The 26151-nt window shown below is 66.1% G+C and carries 19 protein-coding genes and 4 pseudogenes; 8 read left to right on the forward strand and 15 right to left on the reverse strand.

The window, feature by feature from the left end; all coding sequences use genetic code 11:
- Window positions 1-24: 24 nt before the first annotated feature.
- The 8 genes and pseudogenes from NS1_RS28005 to NS1_RS28040 form a co-directional block, all read right to left on the reverse strand.
- Complete coding sequence (locus NS1_RS28005; protein ID WP_063816294.1) at window positions 25-1194, reverse strand: IS110 family RNA-guided transposase; 1170 nt, start codon at window positions 1192-1194, stop codon at window positions 25-27.
- Window positions 1195-1340: 146 nt separating this feature from the next.
- Window positions 1341-2367 (reverse strand): annotated as a pseudogene (locus NS1_RS39400) (IS481 family transposase).
- Window positions 2368-2521: 154 nt separating this feature from the next.
- Window positions 2522-3748: an allantoate amidohydrolase gene (locus NS1_RS28015; protein ID WP_062989266.1), complete on the reverse strand. Its 1227-nt coding sequence runs from the start codon at window positions 3746-3748 to the stop codon at window positions 2522-2524.
- The gene (locus NS1_RS28020; protein ID WP_062989268.1) at window positions 3745-5058 is read right to left on the reverse strand and encodes an FMN-binding glutamate synthase family protein; all 1314 of its coding nucleotides are present in this window, start codon (window positions 5056-5058) and stop codon (window positions 3745-3747) included. Before NS1_RS28020 ends, NS1_RS28015 begins: the two co-directional genes overlap by 4 nt.
- A gap of 20 nt (window positions 5059-5078) precedes the next feature.
- The gene (locus NS1_RS28025; protein ID WP_062989270.1) at window positions 5079-5777 is read right to left on the reverse strand and encodes a GltB/FmdC/FwdC-like GXGXG domain-containing protein; all 699 of its coding nucleotides are present in this window, start codon (window positions 5775-5777) and stop codon (window positions 5079-5081) included.
- Complete coding sequence (locus NS1_RS28030; protein ID WP_062989272.1) at window positions 5762-6661, reverse strand: class II glutamine amidotransferase; 900 nt, start codon at window positions 6659-6661, stop codon at window positions 5762-5764. Before NS1_RS28030 ends, NS1_RS28025 begins: the two co-directional genes overlap by 16 nt.
- 24 nt (window positions 6662-6685) lie before the next feature.
- On the reverse strand, window positions 6686-8041 hold the full coding sequence (gene glnT / locus NS1_RS28035) for a type III glutamate--ammonia ligase (RefSeq protein ID WP_062989274.1): 1356 nt from the start codon (window positions 8039-8041) through the stop codon (window positions 6686-6688).
- Window positions 8042-8083: 42 nt separating this feature from the next.
- Entirely contained in the window at window positions 8084-9274 is a 1191-nt protein-coding gene (locus tag NS1_RS28040) for an NAD(P)/FAD-dependent oxidoreductase (RefSeq protein ID WP_062989276.1), read from the reverse strand.
- 272 nt (window positions 9275-9546) lie between these two features.
- Between NS1_RS28040 and NS1_RS28045 the strand changes: the two genes are divergently transcribed.
- The 6 genes from NS1_RS28045 (at window position 9547) to NS1_RS28070 (ending at window position 14650) form a co-directional block, all read left to right on the forward strand.
- Window positions 9547-9924 carry a cupin domain-containing protein gene (locus NS1_RS28045; protein ID WP_062989278.1) on the forward strand — a complete coding sequence of 126 codons (378 nt, stop codon included), beginning with the start codon at window positions 9547-9549 and terminating at the stop codon, window positions 9922-9924.
- A 14-nt stretch (window positions 9925-9938) separates the two neighbouring features.
- Window positions 9939-10448, forward strand: coding sequence for a dimethylamine monooxygenase subunit DmmA family protein (locus NS1_RS28050; RefSeq protein WP_063816297.1), 510 nt, complete (start codon window positions 9939-9941; stop codon window positions 10446-10448).
- A complete protein-coding gene (locus NS1_RS28055; RefSeq protein WP_062989282.1) occupies window positions 10445-11404 on the forward strand; it encodes a PDR/VanB family oxidoreductase in 960 nt (319 codons plus the stop codon). Before NS1_RS28050 ends, NS1_RS28055 begins: the two co-directional genes overlap by 4 nt.
- Window positions 11404-12408, forward strand: a complete 1005-nt coding sequence (locus tag NS1_RS28060) for a heme-dependent oxidative N-demethylase family protein (RefSeq protein WP_062989284.1) — start codon at window positions 11404-11406, stop codon at window positions 12406-12408. Before NS1_RS28055 ends, NS1_RS28060 begins: the two co-directional genes overlap by 1 nt.
- A 121-nt stretch (window positions 12409-12529) precedes the next feature.
- Complete coding sequence (locus NS1_RS28065) at window positions 12530-13882, forward strand: ammonium transporter (RefSeq protein WP_062989286.1); 1353 nt, start codon at window positions 12530-12532, stop codon at window positions 13880-13882.
- A gap of 105 nt (window positions 13883-13987) precedes the next feature.
- Window positions 13988-14650: a helix-turn-helix domain-containing protein gene (locus NS1_RS28070; RefSeq protein ID WP_062989288.1), complete on the forward strand. Its 663-nt coding sequence runs from the start codon at window positions 13988-13990 to the stop codon at window positions 14648-14650.
- A gap of 61 nt (window positions 14651-14711) precedes the next feature.
- On the opposite strand, the gene NS1_RS28075 is transcribed toward NS1_RS28070, so the two are convergent.
- The 3 genes from NS1_RS28075 to NS1_RS28085 all read right to left on the reverse strand — a co-directional run bounded on the left by NS1_RS28075 (window position 14712) and on the right by NS1_RS28085 (window position 20526).
- Window positions 14712-16319: a purine-cytosine permease family protein gene (locus tag NS1_RS28075; protein WP_062989291.1), complete on the reverse strand. Its 1608-nt coding sequence runs from the start codon at window positions 16317-16319 to the stop codon at window positions 14712-14714.
- A gap of 109 nt (window positions 16320-16428) precedes the next feature.
- Window positions 16429-18438 (reverse strand): hydantoinase B/oxoprolinase family protein, encoded by a 2010-nt coding sequence (locus NS1_RS28080; protein WP_062989293.1) that lies wholly within the window; start codon window positions 18436-18438, stop codon window positions 16429-16431.
- 36 nt (window positions 18439-18474) lie between these two features.
- The gene (locus NS1_RS28085; protein ID WP_062989295.1) at window positions 18475-20526 is read right to left on the reverse strand and encodes a hydantoinase/oxoprolinase family protein; all 2052 of its coding nucleotides are present in this window, start codon (window positions 20524-20526) and stop codon (window positions 18475-18477) included.
- A 331-nt stretch (window positions 20527-20857) separates the two neighbouring features.
- Here NS1_RS28085 and NS1_RS28090 point away from each other — a divergent pair, with 331 nt between their 5' ends.
- On the forward strand, window positions 20858-21964 hold the full coding sequence (locus tag NS1_RS28090) for a transporter substrate-binding protein (RefSeq protein WP_174562688.1): 1107 nt from the start codon (window positions 20858-20860) through the stop codon (window positions 21962-21964).
- On the opposite strand, the gene NS1_RS28095 is transcribed toward NS1_RS28090, so the two are convergent.
- Window positions 21947-23404, reverse strand: a complete 1458-nt coding sequence (locus NS1_RS28095) for a PucR family transcriptional regulator (RefSeq protein ID WP_063816295.1) — start codon at window positions 23402-23404, stop codon at window positions 21947-21949. The two genes, NS1_RS28090 and NS1_RS28095, sit on opposite strands and share 18 nt — an antisense overlap.
- 159 nt (window positions 23405-23563) lie before the next feature.
- Window positions 23564-23683, reverse strand: a pseudogene (locus tag NS1_RS41205) (transposase); the annotation flags it as partial.
- A 220-nt stretch (window positions 23684-23903) separates the two neighbouring features.
- Between NS1_RS41205 and NS1_RS41895 the strand changes: the two are divergent.
- A pseudogene (locus NS1_RS41895) lies at window positions 23904-24107 on the forward strand (transposase); the annotation flags it as partial.
- 325 nt (window positions 24108-24432) lie between these two features.
- On the opposite strand, the gene NS1_RS41900 reads toward NS1_RS41895, so the two are convergent.
- Together NS1_RS41900 and NS1_RS39415 are read right to left on the reverse strand one after the other, a co-directional pair.
- Window positions 24433-24834 carry a hypothetical protein gene (locus tag NS1_RS41900; RefSeq protein WP_062989301.1) on the reverse strand — a complete coding sequence of 134 codons (402 nt, stop codon included), beginning with the start codon at window positions 24832-24834 and terminating at the stop codon, window positions 24433-24435.
- A 1031-nt stretch (window positions 24835-25865) separates the two neighbouring features.
- Window positions 25866-25976 (reverse strand): annotated as a pseudogene (locus NS1_RS39415) (ATP-binding protein); the annotation flags it as partial.
- Window positions 25977-26151: the final 175 nt, after the last annotated feature.

Below are 26151 nucleotides of genomic sequence, written 5' to 3' on the forward strand. Positions count from 1 at the left end.
CCCCGCGTGCTCTGTACAAGCGCGTCAACAGCAAAGACGGTCTATTTCTCGCGGTGTACGAGCACAAGATGAGCCAGCTGGCCCGCGATCAGGACGAACTGTTCGACACCGTCCGCTCGACGACCGCAACCCCGGAAGAACTGATCCGCGCAGCGGATCGGCGGTGTTTTCGCGTGCCTGAGCGTCTTTGATCATGGTTCGCCAGAGGATGGTGGCGATCTGGCGTTTGAGGCAGCGGGTGGCTTCTCTGGCGGTCTTTCCTTCTGCGCGTTTGCGGTCGTAGTAGCGTCTTCCGGCGCTGGTCCGGGTCCGGATCTGGATGACGGTGATGGAGTGAATCGCTGAATTGAGCTCGCGGTTTCCGTAGCGGGAGAGCCGATGTCGGTTGTAGTCGCCACTGGCAACCTGGACCGGCGCGGTTCCGGTGTAATTGGCGTAGGCCACCGCGGTGGGGAACCTTCGCGGATCGCGGGTGCTGGCCAAGACGCGGGCGGCGAGCACGGGTCCGACACCGACCAGGTCGGGTAGTGATGTGGTGTGTTCGTCGAGGAGTTGTTTCATCTGAGCTGTGTTGTCGGTGAGCTGCTGGTCGTAGCGCCGAATGTCGTCGATTAGGTCGTTTGCGAGCTGGATTCGGACGCGGTCGGCGATGGTAGCGGCGGTCACGGTGCGCAGAATGGATTCGGCGGCGGTGGCTGATAATGAACGTTTCGCGCCGCCTGGGATCAGTTCCCGCAGCAGAGCGTGGAGCTGGTTGAGGAGTCGGGTGCGGTGCCGGTTGAGGGTGTGGCGCCGCTCGTCGAGCAACGCCAGGGCATCTGTGTGGCCCTCGACGACAACGGGCCGGCTCTCGCCCCTGATCGCCGCGACGCAGGCGGCAGCAGCTGCGTCGATCGGATCGTTTTTGCGCCGTCCGCCTCGGGAGAGTGCACGGATCTTGGCGGTAGCGGTGGGCGGGACGTCGACCACGCGCTCGCCGTGGCTGATCAGCCATTGGGTTAGGTTGTGTCCGAGCCCGTCCGCGTTTTCGATCGCCCAGTATCGCTCGTTCCAGCGCTGTGCCCAGCGCAGCAGACGACGATATTCGCTGGTAGCGGATGAGATCGTGATCGTGTCGAGGGTGGTCGTGTCCCGGGCCTGAACAGCAGCGGCGGTATGCGACGACTTGTGCGGGTCGACACCGAGAATGATCATCCGAAAGGCCTTCCTTGTGGACCAGAGGAGAGTGTCGCGGCCGACAAGCCGACTTCCAGAAAGACGCATCGCTGCGTCGTGTTGTCATCCCTCTGTCGAGTCAGGCCGCAGACGAAAGCGGACGCGGCGACCAGACCATCGACGAGTCAACCTCGAAGCACCGGGTGACAGATAGTTGTCGAGCCAGCCGCGCCCGCCTCCTGGCACCGCTTCAGCGGGTAGCTACTCCCACGAAACGACGCTGCACCGACCATAAGTCGATAGTTGTAGTGAACGTTCCAGACCCTGAGAGCTTCGGATCGTTGATGTTCGGAAGTCCACTCGCGGGCGTAGAGGAACTCCTCGGCCAGGATCCTGTTGTAGCGCTCCACTTTTCCGTTGTGACGTGGTGTGTAAGGCCGGATCCGCTGGTGCCGCGCACCATGCAGGACTTGGCGAAGTCGCCGGCTCGATAGCAGGAGCCGTTGTCGGTGACGATCCGTACGAGGAAGACGATGCCGTGAGCGTTGAAGAGCGCTCGGGCGCGTTCCATGAATCCGATTGCTGTGACAGCTTTTTATCACCGAGTGCTTTGGTGTAAGCAAGGCGGGAGTAGCCGTCGACCGCGGAGTGCAGGTAGACGTACCCCGCTCTCACGCCGCGCTTCTTGGCGGCTCCGACCACCTTCGCTTGGGCGGAGTTGCGGCCGTGAGCGCGCCAGCCACCGCCGTCGGGGATCCGTCCGACCTTCTTCACGTCGACATGGATCATGTGACCAGGCCGGCGAGCAACGATGGGTCTTGGTGTCCGGTTGTCTGCACCGTTGGGATCGATGAACCTACGCCGATTCAAAACTAAACGATTCAAGGTCCGGGTCACCGTGCGAACTGCGAGTGCTTCACTGCCGCAGGATAATTCGAAGGCGATGCGCCGAGCCGACCACTTCTTGGTGCGACGAAGGGCCTCGATCCGGGTCACCACCTGCACTGGCGTGGCGGTGAGTTGGCGGTGCGGGACGCTGGAGCGGTCGGCGAGGCCGACCTCACCGAACTGGCGGTAGCGGTTGACCCATTTCGATGCGCATTGACGGGAGATCCCCATCTCGGCAGCGACGTGAGCGACCGGGCGGGTTCGACAGCGTTGCGCCAGACGGCGACGGCCTTCGATGGACAGCGGGGCATTACGGTGGGTCACGGACGGGTCTTCCCGGTCGAGCGGACGGAGGATGTGGTGTTTTCCATCCTGCCGCCGGGAGATCCGTCCCCTTCAGATCACTCCTGCGTCGGCGTCAACAACGTCATGACCCGCAACAACTAGTCGGCCCCACTGCGACAACGGCTTCCCTCCTTCAGGACACCCACTCGGCCATGACATCGGCCAGCGCGTCGACACCGGTGTGGCAGTCGGCGGGCTCTGCGTATTCGACGGGGGAGTGCGAGACTCCCGTGGGATTGCGGACGAACAGCATGGCGGTAGGAACCTTGGCCGACAGGATTCCCGCGTCGTGCCCGGCCGCCGTCGGCAGTACCGGGATCTCGCCGAGGTGGCCGAGCGCTGATTGCAGCCGCTCGCGGGTGTCGGAAGAGAACTCGACGATCGGCGTGATCGATTCCGCCTCCGACCGCAAGCCGATCCCGTCGGCCGCGGCATGCCCGTGGATCTCGCGGGTGATGTGGTCGACGAGTTCGGTCAGCGTTGCCTCGTCGGCGGCGCGGGCGTCGAGCCAGGCTTTGATCTCAGAGGGAATCGCGTTGGCGCCGTTAGGAAGTACCCGCACCTTGCCGAACGTGGCGACCGCATCGTGCAGCGCGGCGGCAGCCCGCGCGGTGTGGACCGACGAGGCGAAGGTGAGCATGGGATCCCGCCGGTCGACGAGCCGGGTCGCGCCCGCGTGATTGGCCTCGCCGGTGAACGTGAACAGCCATCGACCGTGTGGCCAGATCGACGACGCCACCGCGAGGGGCGCGTCGATGAGATCGAGCGCGCGCCCCTGTTCGACATGCAGTTCGATGTAGACGCCGACGCGTTCGGTGAGCGCGGGATCGGCGCCGAGGTGGGCGGGATCGCGACCCGCGCCGGTGAGCGCCTCGGCGAGGGTGATGCCGTTGGCGTCGCGAAGGCGCAGCGCCCGTTCGGGTTTCAGGGCACCGGAGGTCAATTGTGAGCCGATACAGGCGACGCCGAAGCGCGCGCCTTCCTCGTCGGCGAACGCGGTGACGGCGACCGGCCGGGTCGGCACGATGCCACGCGCGCGTAGGACGTCGACGGCGGCGAAGGCCGAGACCACGCCCAGCGGCCCGTCGAATGCCCCGCCGTCGGGCACCGAGTCCAGGTGGGAACCGGTGACGAAGGCGTCCCGCGGCTCGCCGGTCCAGCCCGCGGGCAGCCACCAGGCCCAGAGGTTGCCGTTGCGGTCCTCTTCGACAGTCATCGCGCGCCGGTTCGCCTCGCCGGTGAACCATTCGCGCAGTGTCATGTCCGCGTCGTTCCAGGCGAAGCGCCGGTAGCCGCCGGTCGAGGGCTCGCGGCCGACATCGAGGATGGACGCCCACATGGCGTCGAAGGTGTCTGTCATGACCGGCCGGGGATCCAGGTCGTGCCCGCCAGCGGGACGCGCGCCATGGCCGAGGCTTCGATCGTCAACGCCACCAGATCCTCCGGTTCGAGGTTGCGCAGGTGTGACTTTCCGCACGCGCGGGCGAGGGTCTGCGCCTCCATGGTGAGCACGCGCAGATAGTTCGCCAGTCGTCGGCCGCCTTCGACGGGGTCGAGGTTCCTGGCGAGCTCGGGGTCCTGGGTGGTGATCCCCGCGGGGTCGCGACCGGCTTGGAAGTCGTCGTAGAAGCCCGCGTCGGAGCCGAGTTCGCGGTACTGCTTCGCGAAGCGAGGGCTGTTGTCGCCCAAAGCGATCAGGGCCGCGGTGCCGATAGCGACCGCGTCGGCACCCAGCGCCATGGCCTTGGCCACGTCGGCGCCGCTGCGGATGCCACCGGAGACGATCAACTGCACCTTGCGGTGCAGACCCATCTCCTGCAGTGCCTGCACCGCCTGGGGAATGGCGGCCAGGGTGGGGATCCCGACGTGTTCGATGAACACATCCTGGGTCGCGGCGGTGCCGCCTTGCATCCCGTCGACGACCACCACGTCGGCGCCGGCTTTCACCGCCAGCTTGACATCGTAATACGTGCGGGTCGCGCCGACCTTCACATAGATGGGCTTTTCCCAGTTGGTGATCTCGCGCAATTCGATGATCTTGATGGCGAGGTCATCGGGCCCGGTCCAGTCGGGGTGGCGGCAGGCACTGCGCTGGTCGACGCCCTGGGGCAGCGTGCGCATGCCGGCAACCCGCTCAGTGATCTTCTGGCCGAGCAGCATGCCGCCGCCACCGGGCTTGGCGCCCTGTCCGAGCACGATCTCGATGGCGTCGGCCTTACGCAGATCATCGGGGTTCATCCCGTAGCGGGACGGAAGATACTGATAAACCAGGTGTTTCGACTGGCCACGCTCTTCGGGGGTCATCCCGCCGTCGCCCGTGGTCGTGGAGGTGCCGACTTCGCTGGCGCCACGGCCGAGTGCTTCCTTGGCCTGCCCGGACAGCGCGCCGAAGCTCATTCCGGCGATGGTGATCGGAATATCGAGGTGTAGCGGGAATTCGGCGTGGCGATCGCCGAGCACCACGTCGGTGTCGCAGCGTTCGCGATAGCCCTCGAGGGGATAGCGCGACATCGACGCACCGAGGAAGAGCAGGTCGTCGAAGTGGGGGAGCTTGCGTTTGGCGCCCCAGCCGCGGATGTCGTAGATGCCGGTCTCGGCGGCGCGCTGGATCTCGGCGATCACGCCGCGGTCGAAGGTCGCCGATTCGCGCAGGGTCGGGTTGAAGGTCATGGGATCGTCTCCTGGCGAGGTCAGTACGCCGAGGCGTTGTCGACGTGGAAGTTGTAGAGCTGCCTGGCCGAGCCGTAGCGGGTGAAATCGGTGGGGTTGGCATCGATCCCGGCGGCCGCCAGCAATTCGGCGAGTTCGGCGAGATGCTCGGCCGCCATCTGCTTCTTGATGCAGTCCGCACCCAGTGACGCGACGGTGCCACGCACGTAGATGCGCGCCTCGTAGAGCGAATCACCCAGTGCCTCACCGGCATCCCCGCAGACGACGAGTCGACCGGCCTGACCCATGAAGGCGCTCATATGCCCGATATCGCCGCCAACGACGATATCGACGCCCTTCATCGAAATGCCGCAGCGCGCGGCGGCATTGCCCTCGATCACGAGCAGACCGCCATGTGCGGTGGCACCGGCGGACTGCGAGGCATCGCCTTGAACGCGGACCGTGCCCGACATCATGTTCTCGGCCACCCCGACGCCCGCATTGCCCGCGACGGTGACCGTCGCGCGCTGGTTCATGCCCGCGCAGTAGTAGCCGACATGACCGTCGATGGTGACGTCGATGTCGCTGTCGAGCCCACAGGCCAGGGCGTGCGCGCCGCGCGGTGCGGTGATCAGCGCACGGGCGGGCGCGTCGGCCGCCTGCAGCGCCTTGTTGGTGCCGCGCACCGTGGTCGTGCGCAGATCGAAGGTGGTGGCGGTGTCGGTCACTGTCGGTGCCATACGTACACCTCTTCCGGTTCGGGCTCGAAGATTCGGGCGGTGTCGATGCCGGGTAGGTCTGCCAGGGCGCGGTATTCCGAGGCCATGGCCACCCAGCGGCCGGTTTCGGCGATGACCGCCGGCTTGCACGAGATCGCGTCGCGGACCACGGCGAAGGAGTCCTTGTTCGATACCAGCAGCGTGTAGAAGCCGTCGAACGTCTCGTTCAGCAGCAGCAGGGCCTTCTCCAGATCGACGCCGTCGGCCAGTTGTCCGGCGACGAATCGCGCGCCGACCTCGGTGTCGTTCTCGCTGTCGAAGATGACGCCTTCGCGTTCGAGGGTGTGCTTGATGCTCATGTGGTTGGAGAACGAGCCGTTGTGGACGAGGCACTGGTCGGGTCCGACCGAGAACGGGTGCGAGCCCTCGGCGGTGACGGCGGACTCGGTGGCCATCCGGGTGTGGGCGACACCTTGCCACCCGGAGGCGTTCGGTAGGCCGAAGCGGTGGGCGAGCGCGGTGGGGTTGCCCATTCCCTTGAGGACGGTGACGTCGGTGCCGAAGCCGATCACCCGGGCGGTCGGTGCGATCGCGCGGACGGCATCGTGGAGCTGTTCGGCGGTGACCGGCGCGTGCGCCACCGCGGTGGGAGCGAGGTCGAACGCGGTGACCTCGACGCCGAGTCGGCTGGTGAGCGCGGCCGCCAGATCGGCTGTCGGGAGCGGTGTTTCGAGTAGCGATATCGTCGCGTGCCCCTCGGGCGACCAGGTCGGGTCGCCGTAGATGGCCATGCCCGCCGAATCGGGTCCCCGGTCACACATCTGGTCGAGCATGCCGCTGAGCAGCGCTCCCAGCTCGGGATACAGCGTTCTGTCACGCAGGTGCAAGCCCACGATTCCACACATGGTGTGCTCCTCTTTCGTGGTCGGTCAGAAGGCGGTCAGGTACTGGTCGATCTCCCAGGGGGTGACCGTGTTGTGCCAGGCGAAGAACTCCTCGCGTTTGAGTCGCGCGAAGTACTCGGCGACCCCTGGCCCGGCGATATCGAGTGCTCCGGTGAGGACGGGATCGCGGTCGAGTGCGTCCATGGCGTGCAGCAGCGTCATCGGCAGAGTGTCGCTCTTGCTCTCGCCGCTGCCGGGTGCACCGGGGTCGAGGGCCCGCTGCACCCCGTCGAGACCGGCGGCGATGGCGGCCGCGGCCGCGAGGTACGGATTGGCCGAGCCGTCGCCGCCGCGCAATTCGACGCGATGGCAGTCGGGCACGCGCAGATAGTGGGTGCGGTCGTTGCCGCCGTAGGTGGCGAAGCGCGGCGACCAGGTGGCGCCGCTGCTCGTGGTGGTGGCACCGGTGCGCTTGTAGGAGTTGACAGTCGGGGCGATCACGGCCTGCAGGGCACAGGCGTGCTCGAGGATGCCTGCGATGAAACCGTAGGCGGTGGACGACAACCCGAGACCCTTCTCGTCCGCGGGATCGGGAAAGGCCGCGCCGTCCTCGCGCCACAGCGACAGGTGCATGTGCATGCCGGATCCGGTGCGGTCGGCGAACGGCTTGGGCATGAAAGTCGCCTGCATACCCCGCTTCTCCGCGACCACCGACAGCAGATACCGCGCGGTGATCACCCGATCGGCGGTGGTCATGGCATCGGCGTAGTCGAAGTTCTGTTCGAACTGGCCGTTCCCGTCCTCGTGATCGTTGGCGTAGTTGCCCCACCCGAGCGCGTTCATCGCGGTGGAGATCTCGGTGAGATGGTCGTACATGCGGGTCACGTCGCGAGCGTCGTAGCAGGGCCGAGGGCTTCGATCGGACGCATCGGCGGTGACGAGTTCACCCGAGGTGCCACGGTTGACCAGGAAGTATTCGATCTCCGCGCCGACGTTGACGGTGAACCCGAGATCGGCGGCGCGGCGCAATGTCTCGCGCAGGATGATCCGCGGCGAGAACGGCCACGGCTTGCCCTCGACGTGCGGGTCGCAGTGCACCAGCGCGAGGCCGGGGCGGATGAACGGGATCGGGGTGAACGACGACGCGTCGGGCATCGCGACGAGATCGGGATCCCTGGGCTGTTGCCCCATGCCACCCGCGGCGAAACCGGCGAACCCGACGCCGTCGTGTTCCAGTTGCTGGACCGCTTGCGCGGGAACGAGTTTCGCGCATGGTTTGCCCGACAGTGTGACGAACAGGGCGAGAATGAAGGTGGTGCCGGTGCTGTGGACCAGTTCGGTCAGCGTCGGCTGGGTGTCCGAGGTGATCGGGGTGAAGGCTTCGGCGGCATCGATGGCCATGTCAGGCTCCTGGTCGGGATGATCGAAAGGTGGTGGGCCGGTTCATCGCATCTCGCCCGCGCCCTCGTACGGATGGGGACTGAGCAGCAGGTCGTTCTCGGCGAATCGGCTGTACCGGAAGTCGCGGGGATCGACGTCTGGCAGCGTGGTGGTTCCGGTGGTGAGCAGGTCGGCGACCAGTTCGCCGACCGCGGGGGAGATCTTGAATCCGTGGCCGGAGAACCCGGTCGCCAGGAACAATCCGGCGACGGGCGCGGGGCCGATGATCGGGTTGTAGTCGGGGGTGACGTCGTAGGCGCCCACGTAGGAACTGGTGATGCGCGGATCGGGCATGTCGGGCAGACGCCTGTCGAGCTTGACGATGGTCTTCTCGAAGGTGGCCTCGTCGGCGCGGTTGACGAAGTTGTCGGGGTCGATGTACTCCGGCGCCTGGTGATCCGAATTACCCACCAGTAGTTCGCCGTTGGGTTCGCGGCAGATGTATTGCAGCCCTGCCAGGTCCGACAGCACCGGAACCTCCGGCGTCGGCTCGCCCTGGTCGACCAGCACGAGTTGGGCGCGTTGGGCCTTGACGTCGACCTCGACACCGACGCCCGCGGCCAATGCCGGTGTCCACGGACCGGCGGCCAGAACCACTGTCCCGGTATGGATCTCGGTGCCGTCGGTGAGCCGCACGCCGTAGACCGCACCGGCGCTGTCGGCGAGAAGGCGTGCGACCGTGGTGGATTGACGGATTCTCACCCCGAGTTTGCGTGCCGAGGCGGCGAAGGCCATCCCCGACATGTAGGCCTCACCACGCCCGCCCAGCGGCTCATAGGCGAAGGCCGCGAAGTCGTCCAGGTGCAGCCCCGGCCACAGTTCGGCCATCTTGTCATGACCGATGAACTCGACATCGATGCCGAGCCCGCGCATCATGGCGACATTGGCGCGCAGCGGCGCGAGATTGTCCTCGGCGACCCCGACGACGTAGCCGCACTGCCGAAAAGCCATGTCGTCGCCGAAGATCTCGCCTGCCCGGCTGAAGATGCCGACGCCGTACCAGGCCATCGCCGCCAGTGACGGGTTGCCGTAATGGCACCGGACCACACCGCTGGACTTGCCTGTCATGCCGGAGCAGAGAGTGTCGCGCTCGAGCACGAGGACATCGGTCTCACCCCGGTGGGCGAGCGACCAGGCGATTGCGAGCCCCTCCAGTCCGCCGCCCACGATGACGTACTCGGCCGTTTCCTTCACAGTGTTTCCCGATTCTCCTGGAGGTTTCCTGCTGTGACTCGATGTTGTATGTAATGAAACAGTCCGCGGATGTCCACCGTGTTACGTGCCCGTCAATCGCGGATGTCGCCGAGGACTGTTTATGGCTCCAGCGACTGTGTTTCCTCTAGGGAGGCGTCAATTCATGAGAATTAACACGTAGGCAATGCAGTCGATGGTTTCCTATCAATGGTCGAAGTTTCACCACAGCGGCTGGACAAGCCGCTTGTAGAGTCGAGTCAAGGAGAGTTCCCATGACCGCTTCCGAATCCGTCGCCCCGTTCCGGGTGACCACCGAGTTCTGGCAGAACCTGCCGCAGATGCCGACCGCGGAGTACCCCGGCACGCAGGGCTACATCGACGACGTCTACTCGAACCCGAACGGCTCGGAGATGTCGGCCGGCTACTTCGAGCTGCGCAGCACCGATGCGCCGCTGGACTACTACTACGCCTACGACGAGATGAAGGTCGTGCTCGAAGGGGAGTTCCGGCTGGAGAATCTCGATTCCGGGCAGGTGGAGACGGCGGGTCCGAAGGACGCGATCTTCTTCCCGAAGGGATCGCGCATCCGGTTCACCACCCCCGACCGGGCGCTGGCCTTCTTCGTCGGTCACCGTTCGTTCGCGCCGTAGCCATGGCGGTGTCGATGGCGAACACCAGCGTGCCGCGGTGGTCGGCGCGGTCGGTGGGAAGCGCCGAGTTCGATTCGCGCGCACCGCATTACCTCGTCTTCGTCACCGATGCGCGGGCCGCTGCCGAGGTCGCGACGCATCGTGAGGTGATTCCGGCGCCGAGCACGGTGGTCGATGTGCGCGTCGACGATGTCGACGCGGCGCTCGGGTCGGCGCGGACGGGGTGGCGCTTCCTCGTCGTCGGCGACGGCGCGGGTGTCGCTCGGATCCGGGCCCGCGTCCTGGCCGCCGGTGCGATCGACGGTGAGGTGATCACCGTCGTCCTCGGCGCCGACGACGGGTTCGACGCGGGTGCGCGCGAGGTGTTCTGCGCGCACTGCCGCTCGACAACGGCTACCGAAGCCGGGATCGACGAGACCATGGCCTGCGGTGGGTGTGGCGTCGAGTTGGTTGTCTACTACCACTTCTCCCGACATCGCCACGCCTACCTCGGGTACAGCGCCGATGCGGAGGAGCTGCGATGACGACCGCGACGGTCGGTCCGAACGAGTTGTTACTCGGGGTCGCCGGGCTGCGGACGCTGTGTGAAGGGATCCGCGAAGTGACGCTGGTGCCCGTCGGCGGGGTGTCGCTGCCGTCTTTCGCGCCGGGTAGTCATCTGGCGCTCACCTGGGCCGACGGTGCGCGGAACTCGTACTCACTGACCGGTCCGATGGTCGAACCCCGGCACTACTCGATCTCCGTGCGCCACGATCGAGCCGGTCGCGGGGGTTCGGCGTGGGTGCACTCGTTGAACGTCGGTGATCATGTGGTCGCCTCGCGCCCGCGCAGCGCCTTCGCTCCGGTGGTCGATGCCCGTCATCACGTGCTGGTCGCCGGCGGGATCGGTGTCACGCCGATCGTGTCGCATGTCCGCGCTGCGGTCCTGTGGCAGCGCTCCTTCGAGGTGGTCTACGTGCACCGGCCGGGCGCCGACGCGCATGTCGATGACCTGTGCGCGCTGGCGGGCGATCGGTTGACGATCCCGCGGAGCGGGCCGGAACTGTTGTCGCACATGAGAGCTCGCCTTGTCGACGTACCGCTGGGAGCGCACCTGTATGTGTGTGGACCCGAAGGACTGATCGAGGCGGTGACCGCGGCCGCCGTCGATGCGGGCTGGCACCGCCAACGCCTGCATGCGGAGCCGTTCGCCGCCGCCACGGCGGCGGGCGGTGCGCCGTTCGCCGCGCGCCTCGGCCGCAGCGGTGCGCTGGTTCCCGTCGGCGCCGACACCTCGCTCCTCGAAGCACTGCTCGCCCGCGGCATCGCGGTACCCAATCTCTGCAGGCAGGGCGTGTGCGGCGAATGCAGACTCACCGTCCGCGGCGGCGGGATCGATCACCGCGACACCTATCTCACCGACGACGAGCGCGCTGCGGGCGACGTGATGATGCCGTGCGTGTCCCGTGCCGTCGGCGACCGAGTGGAACTGGAACTGTGATGACCACTGCCTACCTCAGCGCCGACATCGAGAACTACCCGTTTCCGTTCCCGCGCGACCGGTACCGATACAGCACCAATATCGAACCCGCCGGTCGGCGCACCGTCACCGCGGCAGGTGGCTGGGGTGAACGCCGCGTCGACATCGATCGGCACTATCGTCGCGAACTCGACGAACGAGCGCGCGTCCTCGCTTGCGATCCCTCCCGGTCGCAATGCTTGCCGCACATGGTGCCCGCCTGCTGGGACGCCATGCTGACGCTGATGCGCGAGCTGGCCGCCGGCTATCCGGCGACCATGCATCTGGATCGAGTGCCGACCGACGACAACGCTTTTCGCTGGCGCAACGATCTGCTAGGTATCGATGACACCTTCACCTTCGGCGATCCGGCTACCTTGCCGACCGGCCCGCTGGACTACATCTGCGGCCAGATCCAAGAAGATGTCGTCCTGCTCGATCAGCGTATGGGCCAGCTCTGGGGTGACGCGGGTGTTGTCACCTTCGCGGCCAACTGGTCGTTCGGATTCGACATCGGGATGAGTTTCCTGCAGATCCACGGCCCCGTGCCGCGCGTGCACGGCGAGAAGATCATCACCCGTGCGCACGAGTTCCTCATGCGCCTCGAGCCCGGTCAGAGTTTTCGGCGGACCAACTGGTCGCTGACGGTCGACGGCAAACTCGACACCGCCACCGAGACCTTTCGCGAGTGGGGCCGCGATCGTCGTACCCTCGCCGACGGCCCGCTCGCCGACGTCGGCGAGCGCCTGTTCCTGAGAACCGAAGTGCAGCACCTGATTCGATTGCCGCACTCGGGCGCGGTGATGTTCTTGATCCGCACCTACCTGCTTCCGTTCGCGGCGATCGCGACGGTGGAGGCCTGGGCCGACCGGCTGTACCGGGTGCTCGAGGACCTGCCGCACGACATGACCGAATACAAGGGACTCGAGCGCACTCGGGGTCCAGCGCTGCGCTGGCTCAGCACATTCGGCGGTGTGACGCCGTGAAGCACTTAACAAGGACGTCACCGTAAGTAGACCTATCGAAACTATCGGGGTGGTCCACTACCGGTGGACCTGGATTCTCAATGGCAGACTTCTGCCGCATGACCCTCTGAGGTAGACAACAATGGAAGAAGCAATAGCCGCGGCGAATACCGCGTGGATGCTCGCCGCCTTCGCCGCGGTGAGCTTGATGGTTCCCGGCCTGGCGATGTTCTACGGCGGCATGGTGAGCGCGAAGAACACCCTCAACATGGCGATGATGACATTCGGCGCCTTCGCCGTCGTCGGTATCCTCTGGGTGCTGTTCGGTTACTCTGCCGTACTCGGCAATTCGGTCGGCGGGGCGGGCCTGCTCGGCGATCCGCTCGAGGCGCTCGGCCTGGCGTCGATGTTGACCGCACCGGCCGTTCCCGCGCTGCCGCCCGCGCTCGTCGCCGGGTTCCAGTTGCTGTTCGCCGCCATCACTGTCGCGCTGATCTCCGGGGCCGTCGCCGACCGGATGAAGTTCGGCGCCTGGATGGTCTTCGCCGGCGTGTGGGCGACGCTGGTGTATTTCCCTGTCGCGCACTGGGTTTTCGCGTTCGACTCGGCCGATGGGTCGATCACCGGCGGCTGGATCGCCAACAAGCTCGTCGCCATCGACTTCGCCGGTGGTACCGCGGTCCACGTCAACGCCGGTGTCGCGGCACTGGCCCTGGTGCTGGTGCTCGGCAAGCGTCGCAACTTCGCGACTCCGCCACGCCCGCACAGTCTTCCGCTGACCATGCTCGGCGCGGGCATCCTGCTGTTCGGCTGGTTCGGCTTCAACGGTGGTTCCGCGCTCTCGGCCGGTAACAGTGCCTCGGTCGTCGTGTTGAACACCCTGGCCGCCGCGTGCGCGGGTATCTGCGCGTGGCTGCTGGTCGAGAAGATCCGCGAGGGTCACGCCACGTCGTTGGGCGCCAGCTCGGGTCTGATCGCGGCCCTGGTCGGCATCACCCCGGCCTGTGGTGCGGTGTCGCCGATGGGCGCGCTGCTCGTCGGTGGTGCCGCGGGTGCCCTGTGCTGCCTCGCGGTCTCGATCAAGTTCCGCCTCGGCTACGACGACTCGCTCGACGTGGTCGGAATCCACATGGTCGGCGGCATTCTCGGCACGCTGCTCATCGGCTTCATCGCCGACCCGAAGGCGCCCAACGGGGTCGCCGGGCTGCTCTACGGCGGCGGGTTCGACCTGCTGTGGCGTCAGACCGTCGCGGTGGTCGCGGTGGTCGGGTACAGCTTCATCGTGACCTGGCTGATCGCGAAGGCGCTCGACAAGACGATGGGCCTGCGCGTCCATCACGAGAAGGAGGCCGAGGGGCTCGACGTGGCCGTCCACGGCGAGTCCGCGTACGCGATGGAGACGATCCCGGTCACGTCGGTTCCGGCCGCGGAGGCCGACGCGGTCGAGGCCGCCGAGGCGATCACCACCGATGCGGCGGAGGCGCCCGTCGGCTGATCCGCGACTCTGCGCCCGCCCCCTTTCGGCTCATCACCGAGAGGGGGCTTTCGGCATGCGCAAGGGTTTCCTCAGAGGAAACTTCGGTCAGTTATGATCGACGCTATGGCAGCCCGACCGATCCAGGAAGTGCGCGACACCGGCGATCCCGCTCCCGTCCAGCGTGAGGTCACCGGGACCGCGCCCACCGGCAACGACCTCGAAGAGGCGATCGCCCAACAGGTGCGGTCGCTGCGCAAGGCCGCCGGACTCTCGGTGGGCGACATGGCCGACAAGGTCGGCATCTCCAAGGCGATGCTGTCGAAGATCGAGAACGCCCAGACCTCGTGCAGCCTCTCGACTCTCGCGCGCCTGGCTGCCGGCCTCGACGTCCCCGTCACCTCGCTGTTCCGTGGCGCGGACACCGAACGCGAAGCCGTGTACGTCGAATCCGGCCACGGCGCGGTGATCGTCGGCCGCGGCACCCGCATCGGCCACCACTACGAACTGCTCGGCGCACTGCGCGGCCAGCACAAGCGCCTCGAACCCGTACTCGTCACCCTCACCAACGCCAGCGAGGTCTTTCCGCGCTTCCAGCACGCGGGGACCGAACTGCTCTACATGCTCGAGGGCGTGATGGTCTACGGCCACGGCGACGCCGAATACACCCTGCGGCCAGGTGATTCGCTGCTGCTCGACGGCGAGGGCATCCACGGCCCGAACGACCTGGTCCGGCTCCCGATCAAGTTCCTCGCGGTCACCGCCTACCCGGACAACCACGAGTCCTGACCGACGACGATCGGCCCCCGCCTCAGAGTGCGACGGGGGCCGATCGGATGTCGTGGAGAGGCTACGAGCCTGCCTCGGCTTCGGCGGCCCGGAGGAAGCTGGGCGTGTTCGAAGCGCAAGCCAGGCAGATGGCCTGGTGACCGGCGGACGGGTCACGGTCCATTTCATAGGCGATGTAGGAATCTTCGCAGCGGTGGCACCGCACGCGCGTCTCCCACGGGTCCTCGACCTCGGTGCGCGGGTCGTGCGGGCGGTCCAGGACGAACCAGCCGGGCTTCGAAATGCGCAGTGCCACAGCGTAGATGGCAGCGGCGAGCACGCAGCTCACCGGTGGCGCCCACACCGTGCCCTGCGCGCCGCCGAAGGCGACCAGGGCGATGCCGACGGCCGAGGAGACCGACCAGGCGGTCATGCCGGCGGGGTTGACCGCTGGCACCCGACCGGGCCGGAACTCCGCGGTGCCCAGCGACGAACCGCTGCGCGAGGTCAGGGCGATGTGGGTCATGGCGATCGCCACCCAGCTGACGATGATCACGCCCTGGTAGCTCAGTGCCTGCAGGATCCAGGTCAGCACATTCGTGAGCATCATGACGTAGACGACCACCGCGACCACACCCAGCCAGAACACCCGGGGGAGCGTGAGCTTCAGTGCTCGTGCGAAGAAGTTCTGCAGGTTGGTCGAGGCCAGATAGAAGTTTCCCGTATTGACCCGGGTCTGGCTGATGAGCACCCACAGCAGACCCCAGAAGCCCATCATCGCGATGATCCCGAGAATGGCCGACTCCTCGTTGAGCGGACCCTCGATATCGATGGTGTGCGCCAGGAACATGCCGACGACGGCGTTGACGAACAGCGTCATCACGTAGAACGGGGTGCCGAAGGTGACCCACCCGTTGAACACCGCGTCGGCAGGCTTGCCGAATCGGGCGAAGTCCCAGGCCATCATCGTGACGACCCAGACACCCATGTAGATCGTGTAGGCGAACCACCAGCCGGGGACGCCGGAGCTGGCGGCCGCGGCGGGCTCATAGGTCAGCCAGCCGTTGGAGTATCCGTACTCCGCGATGGTCCACGCCACCGAGCCGACCAGCCCGAGCAGATACAGCGGCAGCAACCACCCGTTGATCTTGTCGAGCCAGGTTGTCACCCCGCGCATGGCCAGCGGCGCCTGGTAGAGGACCACGATCAGCGCGCACAACGCGATCGGCACCGCGGGCAGATACGCGTGCAGCGCGGCGGCAACGATCGCGCCCTCGGCGACCACGTAGTAGGTGATGGTGATGCCGAACAGCGCGGCCGCGAAAGCCGAACCGGCCCTGCCGAACAGGGCACGGGAGAACAGCGAGACGCTGGTGCCGGTCTTGGCGGCGTAGCGAGCGGCGACGGAGTTGATCACGCCATAGCTGACGGCCGACGCGGCGATGCCGATCAAGGTGTCGATCGTGCCGACGGCGAGGGTGACGGTGCTACCGACGACCACCCAGAACATCGCGCTCATCAGACCGAACCAGGCCATCGAGATCGACAGTCGGCCGCTGCGCCACGACAGCGGGACGATGTGCAGCGAATAGTCCTCGGCGGCAGCATGTTCGAGAACTTTGGGGTCGTCGGTGGTGGACGTGACGAGCGGGGGTATGTCGCTGGTGCGCAGCGGCGGCGAAACGGACATCGAGTCTTCCTTCGATTCGAGCGAGGGGTGTTGGCGCCGTTGCCAGCGGGGGAGTCGGTAGGTGGGTGTCGCGGATGCCACCGCGTCGTGGCATCCGCGACAACGGGTTTCAGACCGCGGCGGGTTCGGCGGTCAGCGTGCCCTTGACGTAGGGGATGGCGGGGTCGTCGGTCCAGTGCACGATGGTGCGGCGGCGCAGCATCGCCCGGAACTGGTCGGTGGTGTTCGGCAGCACCTCGCCGCTGCCCCAATCGAGGATCACGCCGTACTGGCGGACGCAGTCCATCTCGTTGATCAGCCCGGTCTGATACTCGGTGGACACCTCGGCGGGGTCCTTCGCCATCCAGGCGTGGCGGTTGGCGCGGATGTAGTCGCGCGCGGCGACGGTCGCCTCGAGATCGACCTCGTACTCGAAGATCTCGGGGTCGACCTCGCGGATGACGACGCCGTAGTCCTTCTCGGCCCGTTCGATCGTCACGTACCCGTCGATGACGTCCTCGAGCACGGCGTCGATGTCGCGCTGGAGTGCGTCGCCGAGCCCGCCACCGCCGGCGGAGGGGCGGGTGAACTCGTCACCGGATTTGATCGGTAGCGCGGCGAAGATCGAACCGAGATATTGCTGCTGGTCGGTGCCCTTGTTGAGCCACACGCCGTGGGGGATCGACGGCAGCCCGCCCCACAGACCCCAGGTCACCGAGCGTTCCCGGTCGCAGCAGTACGACATCACCGTGTTGTTGCTCGCCCACAGCTTGCCGCCCTTTTCCGCGCCGAGGCCGCCTCGGAACTTGCCCGGCCCACCGGAATCGGGCACCAGATCGTGGCGGGAGGTGAGCACCGGCGCCAGGCGTTCCTGGCCTTCGAAGGGTTGGGTGCCGTATTGGACACCGAACACCGCGGCGGAGGCGTTGTAGCCGTCGGCGCCGTTGCGGGCGCCCCAGCCGCCCATCATCCAGTCGTACCACATGAAATTCGGGTTGCCCGATTCGCGCCCGTCGCGCCCGCCGACCAGCAGATACTCGAGATTGAACGTGCACGCCATCGCCCGATCGGGCTGGATGTCGGACCAGATCTCGAAGACCGAGCTCATGATTTTCTCGAACGGTCCCGAACAGAATCCGGCGCACGGCGAGGGCCAGTCGGCATTGACCACCGAACCGAGCGGACCGAGATCGGCGGTGACCACGCGGTAGAAGCCGGAGTTGAGCGGGATATCCGGGAACTGCATCTTGGTGCCCGCGACGATGCCGGCGAAAGAACCACCGAAGCCGGCGTTGAGCATCGACGAGATCGAGGCATGCGATTCGCTCAGGTCGTAGTGCACGGAGTCGCCGGAGATCGTCATCTTCATGGTGACCGGGATCAGGCCCTCGCCGAGTGCGGGGTCCTGGTCGATGTAGTCCTCGGTGTACCAGACGCCGTCGGGCAGCGAGGAGATCTTCGCGCGGGTCAGCTCCTCGACGTAGTCCTGTACCTCGGCCATCGCGGTTTTGATGGTCTCGACACCGTATTTGTCGCACAGGCGCTGGATTTCGCGTTCGGCGACGCGGGTGGCCTCGGCCTGGGCCTGCATGTCGCCGATGATGTCGCGCGGGTTGCGCGTGTTCTTGGCGATCAGATACGCCACGTCCTCGAGGAATTCGTCCTTGCTCCAGAGCCGGGTCGGCGGAATGCGCAGGCCCTCACCCATGTGGTCGAGTGCCTTGACGTTGAACGAACCCGGCGTCGCGCCGCCCACATCGGCCCAGTGCCCGTTGGCCTGGGCATAGCCGAGCAGCTCCCCGTGGTAATAGATCGGCCGGATGATGCGGGTGTCGTTGAAGTGGCTGCCGCCTTCGTAAACATCGTTGATGATGAAAACGTCGCCGGGGTGGATATCGCCCTCGAACTGCCGGATGACGGCTTTGGCGGTGTAGTGCAGCGTGCCGACGTGGGCCGCGATGTCGCCGGTGCCCTGCATCACCGTGTTGCCCTCGGTATCGCAGAGGGCCGAGGAGAAGTCGCGCGAATAGATGACGAAGGAGTAGCAGGTCCGCAGGATCTGCTCGGCCATCTGGTCGACGGTGTTGATGAAGGCGTTCTTGAGTACCTCGAAGGTCACCGGATCAAGTGATGTTGGCATGGTTCACCTCAATGAATTCGATAGGGAGATAAGGGATTACGCGGTCTGCTCAAGCACGAGGTTGCCCCATTCGTCCGCCCGCGCGGTCGTGTGTGGCGGCACCACGGTGGTCGAATCGAGCTGATCGACGATGCACGGTCCGACCAGGACGGCACCGGCGGGCAGGTCGCCGCGGTGGTAGATGGGAGTCCGCAGCCGGGTCGACTCGTCGGGGAACAGCACCTCGCGTACCTCGACAGGCACCGGGGTGAAATCGGCCGGGTCGATCGGGACGGCGGGGACCACGTCGTTGCGCGGGGTCACCCCGATCGCCCGGACCAGCACCCGGTAGATCTCCACGCCCGCGGCCTCGTCAGCGAAGTTGTGCTCCTTCAGGTGCGTCGCGTGGAACGTCGCGATGACCTCGTCGAGGCTGCTCAGCGGGCCAGACACCGGCACCGCGATGGCCCGCCACTGCCCGAGGTAGCGCATATCGAGGTAATACTCGAACATCATGTCGGCGTCGTCGACATGCTCGGCAGTGAGGCGCTGCCTGCCCTGGGTCTCCAATTCGCGGAACGACCGGTTCAGATGACCCAGATCGGCTGCCGCCGCGTCGGCGAGGTACATCTTGGTCAGGTCGTGCTGGATGTCGACGAGCATGCAACCCATCGCCGAGGTGACACCGGGATGCGGGGGGATGATCACGGTCGGGATGCCGAGGTCCTTGGCCAGGTACGCCGCGTGCAGCGGGCCCGCGCCACCGAAACCGACCAGCGCGAAGTCGCGCGGGTCGTGCCCCTTGCGGATCGAGATCAGCCGGATCGCGTCGGCCATATTGGCGTTGGCGACCTTGATGATCGACTGCGCCGCCGTCTCCACGTCCAGCCCCAGTGGGGTCGCGATCTTTTCGATCGCCGCCCGCGCCATCGACTCGTCGAGCTTCTTCACCCCGCCGGCGAGCTTCTTGCCGACCGTGCCGAGTACCAGGTTGGCATCGGTGTTGGTCGCCAGATCGTCGGCGACGCCGTAGCAGGCCGGGCCGGGTTCCGAGCCCGCGGACTGCGGGCCGTTGTGCAACGAGCCCGCCTCGTCGAGCCAGGCGATGGAGCCGCCGCCGGCCCCGATGGTGAGCACCTCGATGCTCGGGAAGCAGATCGGGTAGCCGAATTCGACGCTCCACATATTGGTGGTGCCGAGCATCCCGTTCTCGGTGAGCGACACATCGGTGGAAGTGCCGCCCATATCGAAACCGATGGAGTTCTCGAAACCGCACATGCGGGCGATGTGCCTGCTGGCGATGGCACCCGCGGCGATGCCAGAGGCTGCCAGGCGCGCGCCGTACTTCTCGGCCATCTTGGGGGTCATCACACCGCCGCCGGAATGCAGCAGCAGTACGTCGTTGGCGTAGCCGTTCGCCTCGAGCCGGGCTTCGAGCGTGCGGGCATACGGCCCGATGATCGGCACCAGCGCCGCGTTGGCGACGGTGGTTGAGAACCGCTCGTATTCGAAGATCTCCGGCAGCACATCGCTCGAGGTGGTGATCGCGACACCGGGCAGTTCCTCGGCGAGGATCTCGGCCATCCGCTCCTCGTGCTCGGGATTGGTGAATGAGTTGACGAAACAGATGGCGACGGTTTCGATGTCGCGTCGGCGCAGGATTCGCGCGACATCGCGGGCCTGGTTCTCGTCGAGGGTTTCGAGGACCTTGCCGTCGTAGCCGATGCGTTCGCGCACCGTGAGCCGATGCCTGCGCTGCACGAACGGTTCCGCGACGGCCTGATACGGATCCCAGGATTCGCGGTCGCCGCGCCGGATTTCGATCACGTCGCGGAATCCCTCGGTGGTCACAAGCGCTATCCTGGGGAATTTGCGAGTGATCAGCGCATTGGTGGCGATGGTGGTGCCGTGGGAGAAGAATTCCACATCGGCCCAATCGACGCCCGCCTGTTTCATCCCGGCCAGGACGCCTTCGATGGGGTCGGACTGGGTGGGGTATTTCGCGGTGATGATCTTTCCGTCCGCGCCCTGGACGAAAACGTCGGTGAAGGTGCCGCCGATATCTACTGCGGTGCGAATCTTCGCGGGCCTGCTGATGGCCTCGGTCATGGTGTCCTCCTCGGATGCTCTCGCCGAACACGAACTACGAAACCGGGAACGGCGGCGCCGAACAATTGGACCGACCGCCAGCGCGCAGCGCGCCGGGACTGGATGTTCGTACACCTCCGCGCCTGCTCCGATGCTGTTCACCAGTGCGAACGGATGCGCGTGTCGAGTAACGTGCACGTGTCCGACACCTGGGCGAAACGCGTGGTCACCGGATCGCAACCTGGTCGCCCGCTAGCCTGGGGAGCTCGGTCACTCGATCTGTGCGACACCGGATCTGGCGTAGAGTTGGCCTGATGGCAGACAGGGGAGGCTCGTGCCGCCGAGAGGAGCGATGGTGAAGATCGGCTTGCTGTATTCGCTCACGGGCCCGCAGTCGGAGATGGAACGATCCATTTTCGACGGCGCGGCTCTCGCTGTGCACGAGATCAATGCCGGTGGCGGTGTGCGTGGCGCGGAACTCGAATTCGCGGTGTTCGACGATCGCTCCGAAGTGGGGCTGTCGGTGGCCGGAATCGATCACCTGTGCCGCACAGAAGGCGTCGACATCATCGTCGGCGGATATACCTCCGCCAGCCGCGTGGCGATGATTCCGGCGGTGCACGCCCATCGCGCGCTGCTGATGTACCCCACCTATTTCGAAGGTGAGGAAACCGATCACCGAGTGTTCTATTGTGGGGCGGCCCCCAATCAATATCTGGCCGATTACCTCGGGTGGATCGCGGGCAATCTCGGCCGCCGCGTCTACGTGGTCGGCTCGGACTACATCTACCCGCGGGTATTGGCCGAGGCGGTGCAGCGAGTGGGCGGGCGCTGGGACATCGAAACCGTCGGAAATCGCTATGTGCCGCTGCGGGAGACCTCCTTCACCGATGTCGTACGCGATATCGAGCGGGTGCGGCCCGATGTGGTCATCTCCAATATCGTCGGCCTGGAATCGACCACCGCCTTTTACACCGAATTCCACCGTGCCGGTTTCGATTCCGGCACGTTGCCGATCGCCGCGACGGTCACCACGCCCATCGACCTCGAGCACATGTCGCCCGAGGTCGGTGACGGGCACTACATGGTGGGTACCTATTTCTCCGCGATCGACTCCGACGCCAACCGGGCCTATCGGCGGGCCCTGCTCGAGGTCAGAGGCCAACGCCGTGCCCACGCCGCGCAAGTCGGCGCCTACAACGCGGTGCACGCGGTGCGACTGGCCGCGGAGGTGGCCCGCACGACCGACGCGGCCGGGATCGCCGAGGCGCTGCTCGGCATCCGGTTCGACGGAAATCCCGAGGGCCTGCCGTTCTGCTTCCGGAGTAACCACTACAGCGCGCATCCGTCGTATGTCGGCCGGGCTGTCGGCGGCGAATACGATGTAGTCGCCGAATTCGCACCGCGGCTGCCCGAGCCCTGGTGGCTCAGCCGCGATCCGCTATTCGCGGCGTTGTGATTCGCGCAGCGACAACGCCAGATAGAAGTCGACGCGGTCGGCCATGGACTGGATCCCGCGGCCGGTGAGCCGCTCGATACGGGTCAGCCGATAGCGCAGAGTGTTGATGTGGATGCCCAATTCGTTGGCGGTGGCTGCCCATTGACAGTCGAGGGCGAGGAATGTGCGCAGCGTCTCCAGATAGTGCGAGCCCTTGGTCTCGTCGTAGGTGAGCACCGGTTGCAGCAGCACGCGGTGCAATGATTGAGCCATCGCGGGATCGGCGGCCAGCAGGGTCGTGCTCAACGGCGCAGGCAGCGCGATCTTGGGTGCCGCGGGCGCGGTGGAGCGGGCGTGGCGGTCGGCCAGGTGCCTGGCATTGATCAGTCCGCGCACCAGGTCGTCACCGGATCCGACCAGACATGAGCTGGTGCCGATGGAGAGCTCGTGTCCGTACCGGTGCGCGAACAGCCCGCGGAGCACGGCCAGATTCTGGTCGAAATCCGTCGCGTTGCCGGTTGTCGTGTCCTCCATGATGATCAACGCGTACGCGCCGTTGCCGTGTTTGCCGCAGACGCTGGTGCCGCCGGTGTGCAGCCCGAGGTCCCGCAGTGCGGTGACCAGTTTGTTCTCGGTCCCCGATGTTGGAATCACCACCGCGACCGCCCGCACGCGCGCGCCGGGAATTAGGCCGAGTGAGCGCGCCCACGGCTCGAGCGCCGCAGAGGCGACCTTGGCCTCGAGCAGTTCCCGGATCAGCGCGTCCTCGGATTCCCGGCGGGCGGATCTGGCCACCTCGACCGACTTGATCTGGGTATCGAGGTCACCGACGAGCTGGGCGAAGCGTCCCGGATGCAGTTGTGTACGTTCGGGATTGGCGAGGGCGAGGTCGATGCCGGACTCGGGGAGTACCGCGTGTATCGCGGCGGGCGGATTCGAGCCGCCACGCACGGTCTCGGGTACGCGCGCGACGATCTTGCCCACGAGATCCAGATCAGTCGCGGACGAACCGAGGACGCACCCCTGCAATACCAGCCAGACTTTGATGCTGCTGTCGGCGGCGAACCCGTCGACGGTTTCCCGAATGGCGGTCGCCGCGGTGGGATGCGCTTGCCCGGAGGCGATCCGCTCGAGCGGGACCCCTTTCGGCAGAAGTAGCACCGGTAGCGCGCGCTCGACGCAGGCGGTGACGAATTCGGAGGGCAGGAGTCGATCGTCGTCGTCCACCAGGACAGCCACTGCGCCCGCCGATCGAAGAGCGTCCGCCGTCTCCGCGAGCGCATCGAGCGACGTCCAAACGCGCGCCCGGATGTAGACGATCCGGGCGCTCATCGGTTCGTCCGACGACATCGCGTCGAACGCGCACACCCCGTGCACCGGTTCGAGCCGAGCCCGCTCGGCCACCTCGGGCATCAGCGGTCGCAGGCCCGCATGAGCGACCAACTCGCCCAATGTAGCCATTCCGACCCCCTCTCGGGTGCGCACGTAGGCACGATTATGGCCGCAAACGGCGACTCCGTCTCAGCGGAGCGGTGTCCCCGACCCGTCGGCAGGCTGGGCGAGCACGCCGTGCACGCGCCGCCGTGCGGCTGCCGAGGCGGCGGCGCATACGGCCGCCCGCACCCCGAGCCGATAGTAGGTCGCCACCACGCTGGTGAGGGCCGGTTCAGTGCGTTTGCGGCGTTCGAGCAGTCAGTCCGAGAAGTAGCTACCCGGCCGCAGTTTCGGGATCGCCACGTCTGTCGCCGTGATCGCTACAACCCTGCGTTCACCCGCGCTTCGACTAGGCCGTGTTCAGGAAGTAGTTGAACTCGGCGCCGCTGACCCGTAGTCGCTTGTGGGCGTTGGGGTTTCGCGTGTCGTTGCCTGTAGATGCGTGAGGTCTCCGGTAGATGGTTTGTTTACCAAGACGAACCGAATACCGGAGACCTCGTGACCAGCGTAGCGCCCGCCAGGACAGATGCCCGGCTGCGTTGGGGATGGCACTCCGCACCCCGGCCGGATCAGAAGCGAGGCTGCGCTGGCCAAAATTGCTGGGAATGCACCAATTTCAGCATCATCGGAAAATGCCACCCGGCATCGACTCAGCCGAGGCGGCGACCGTCAGCTGAACAGGGCAATCCACACGATCGTGCTGACGCGCATGCGGACCGACGCTGGCACCCGCGCCTATCTCCAACGCTGGCTTGCTGCTGGCAAGACCAAATGCTCAGCGGGGAACCTCAGATACCCCCGAGCGCCGATCGGTGCGCGCAGTACGACTCGTCAGGTGCCTGTGCGGCCAGCCATCGATGGTCGCGATGAGGTCGCTTCTACGGCAACCGATCGCGGCTGCTCGCGTGGGTTGTTCGCGGCGATCGTGGTGGAGTTCTGCCAGCGTGCGTGCCGAGCGGAGCATCGGATGAGCGCCGGGCTGTTCGCTGCGGTTGCCACCGAACGTCGCCAGCAGTTCGTGCCAATCGGGCAGTCGCGTATGCGCCGTCGCGTGCTCATGCCGGAACAACGTCCGCACCTTCGAGTATCGACAGGCGGATGGCGCTCAGTACCAGCGTTCGCTGCGTTAGGCGCAGTCGGCCTGGTGTGGGTTCGCAGGCCCAATGCCAGCCGAACTGATCGTCGGAACGGGGCAGCATGACACGGGTTCCAGGCTGCGGAACAGTGACGCCATGAAGTGCCAGTTGGCGCTGAATCGGCTGGGGCACAGTGTGATAAGGCATCGGCTGTGAGGTCAGGAAGGTGCAGTAGCGGTTGCGGGGGTCGATGATGGCGGGTGTGGCCTGTGGGAGATGGGCGAGTCGGGCGCGGACCTGTTCGCTCAGTCCGCTGGGCACGACGATCGCTTCCACGTCGTGTCCGGTGGTCAGGTACAGCCGATCGGCGAACAGTTCCACGGGTAGCCCGTACCGAGCACGGAGCAGATGGGCGGATTCATGAGGGGAACAACATGATTCGAACACAGTGACCTCCGAGCTGCGGGTGTGGTGCACCCGGCGGCGGAGGCACGCGGCATCCCGTGGCCGACGCAAGCGCTGGAAACGAGCTCGGATCGGAACGCGACGCCGAGTCCAGTATGGGGTGTGGACTTCCATTCGGTGCTGGGGGCGGAATCCATTGTGCACCTTGAACTTTGACGTTGTGGTGACGCGCCGATGGCATTCCGATGTCCGACTGTAAATCTGTCATGTCCGACACGAGACACCTGGTGTGAGACGGCTCGCCGTCGAGATGGGAGGCCGGTCGGCGGGAGCAACCTACATCTGCCGTAGCAGGCTCTGACCGTGACCGGGATCTCTCCGAGTTGAAAGGAAACAACATGAGGCCAGAACTACAGGCGATGGTTGACACCAGGTGCAGGCGCGGCTGGGCGAATCCTCCACCCTTGGGGCGAACGTTATCGGTTGCAGTTCACGGCACCTGATGTGGGCGAGTTCGGGTCCTTCACCCTCCTTGGGAACGATGACCGGCTGATGGCCAAGAAGGGCTTCCTACATCATTCTGAGGGTCTACGGCCCAGCGGGGACGTCCAGGCCGACGGATACGCCACGCCCATCCCGGAGGTCACCTGACGAAAATCGTCGCCCGCCTGGCGACATCACGCGCCTTCGTGTACGCACCCAGCCCATTTCCACTATTGCGAGGTCGGTGGAACAGACCAGGGAGCGCCGATTCCGTCGAGCAGTGCGGTCGGGCCGTGGGCGATCCACCGATCACGGAGCGCTGCGGCGAGCGAGCCCGACATCGCCTCGGCGACCGGTAAAAGTCGCCCGGCTGTCCGTGAGGCGCTGATCCGGCTCGAGGAACGCGGGTACATCTACCGCTCCCAAGGCACTGGGGACTGCTGCACGATCCGGTGACAGCGGTGACCTGCCCCATCTCGCGGGTTGGGGCAGGTCAGGTTGTCACCTATCCATGCAGCAGTCCCGTCGTCGAGGATCAACACACGCGGGCGAGTGTATTCACGAATCCTTTTGCCCCAGGACCGGTCCGCGTGACCTCCCGCCAGATCGGCCAGGACACGGCTGGTTTCAGCGAACGGGGCGACGGCCCTGCGGTCGTCGGCCGACGTATCCCCGAACCCAACGCAGCCGACGGGTCGGAATGAACCCAGGGCCGCGAAAACGCATTCCGCTGCAACAACTTTCCCCTCCACCACCAAGTCGGCCGAGGTACTGGACAGCGAATCTCCAGAAGCGGACACTAGAGCCAAT

This window comes from Nocardia salmonicida NBRC 13393 (assembly GCF_001613085.1).
In the GTDB taxonomy this organism is placed as follows: Bacteria; Actinomycetota; Actinomycetes; order Mycobacteriales; family Mycobacteriaceae; genus Nocardia; species Nocardia salmonicida.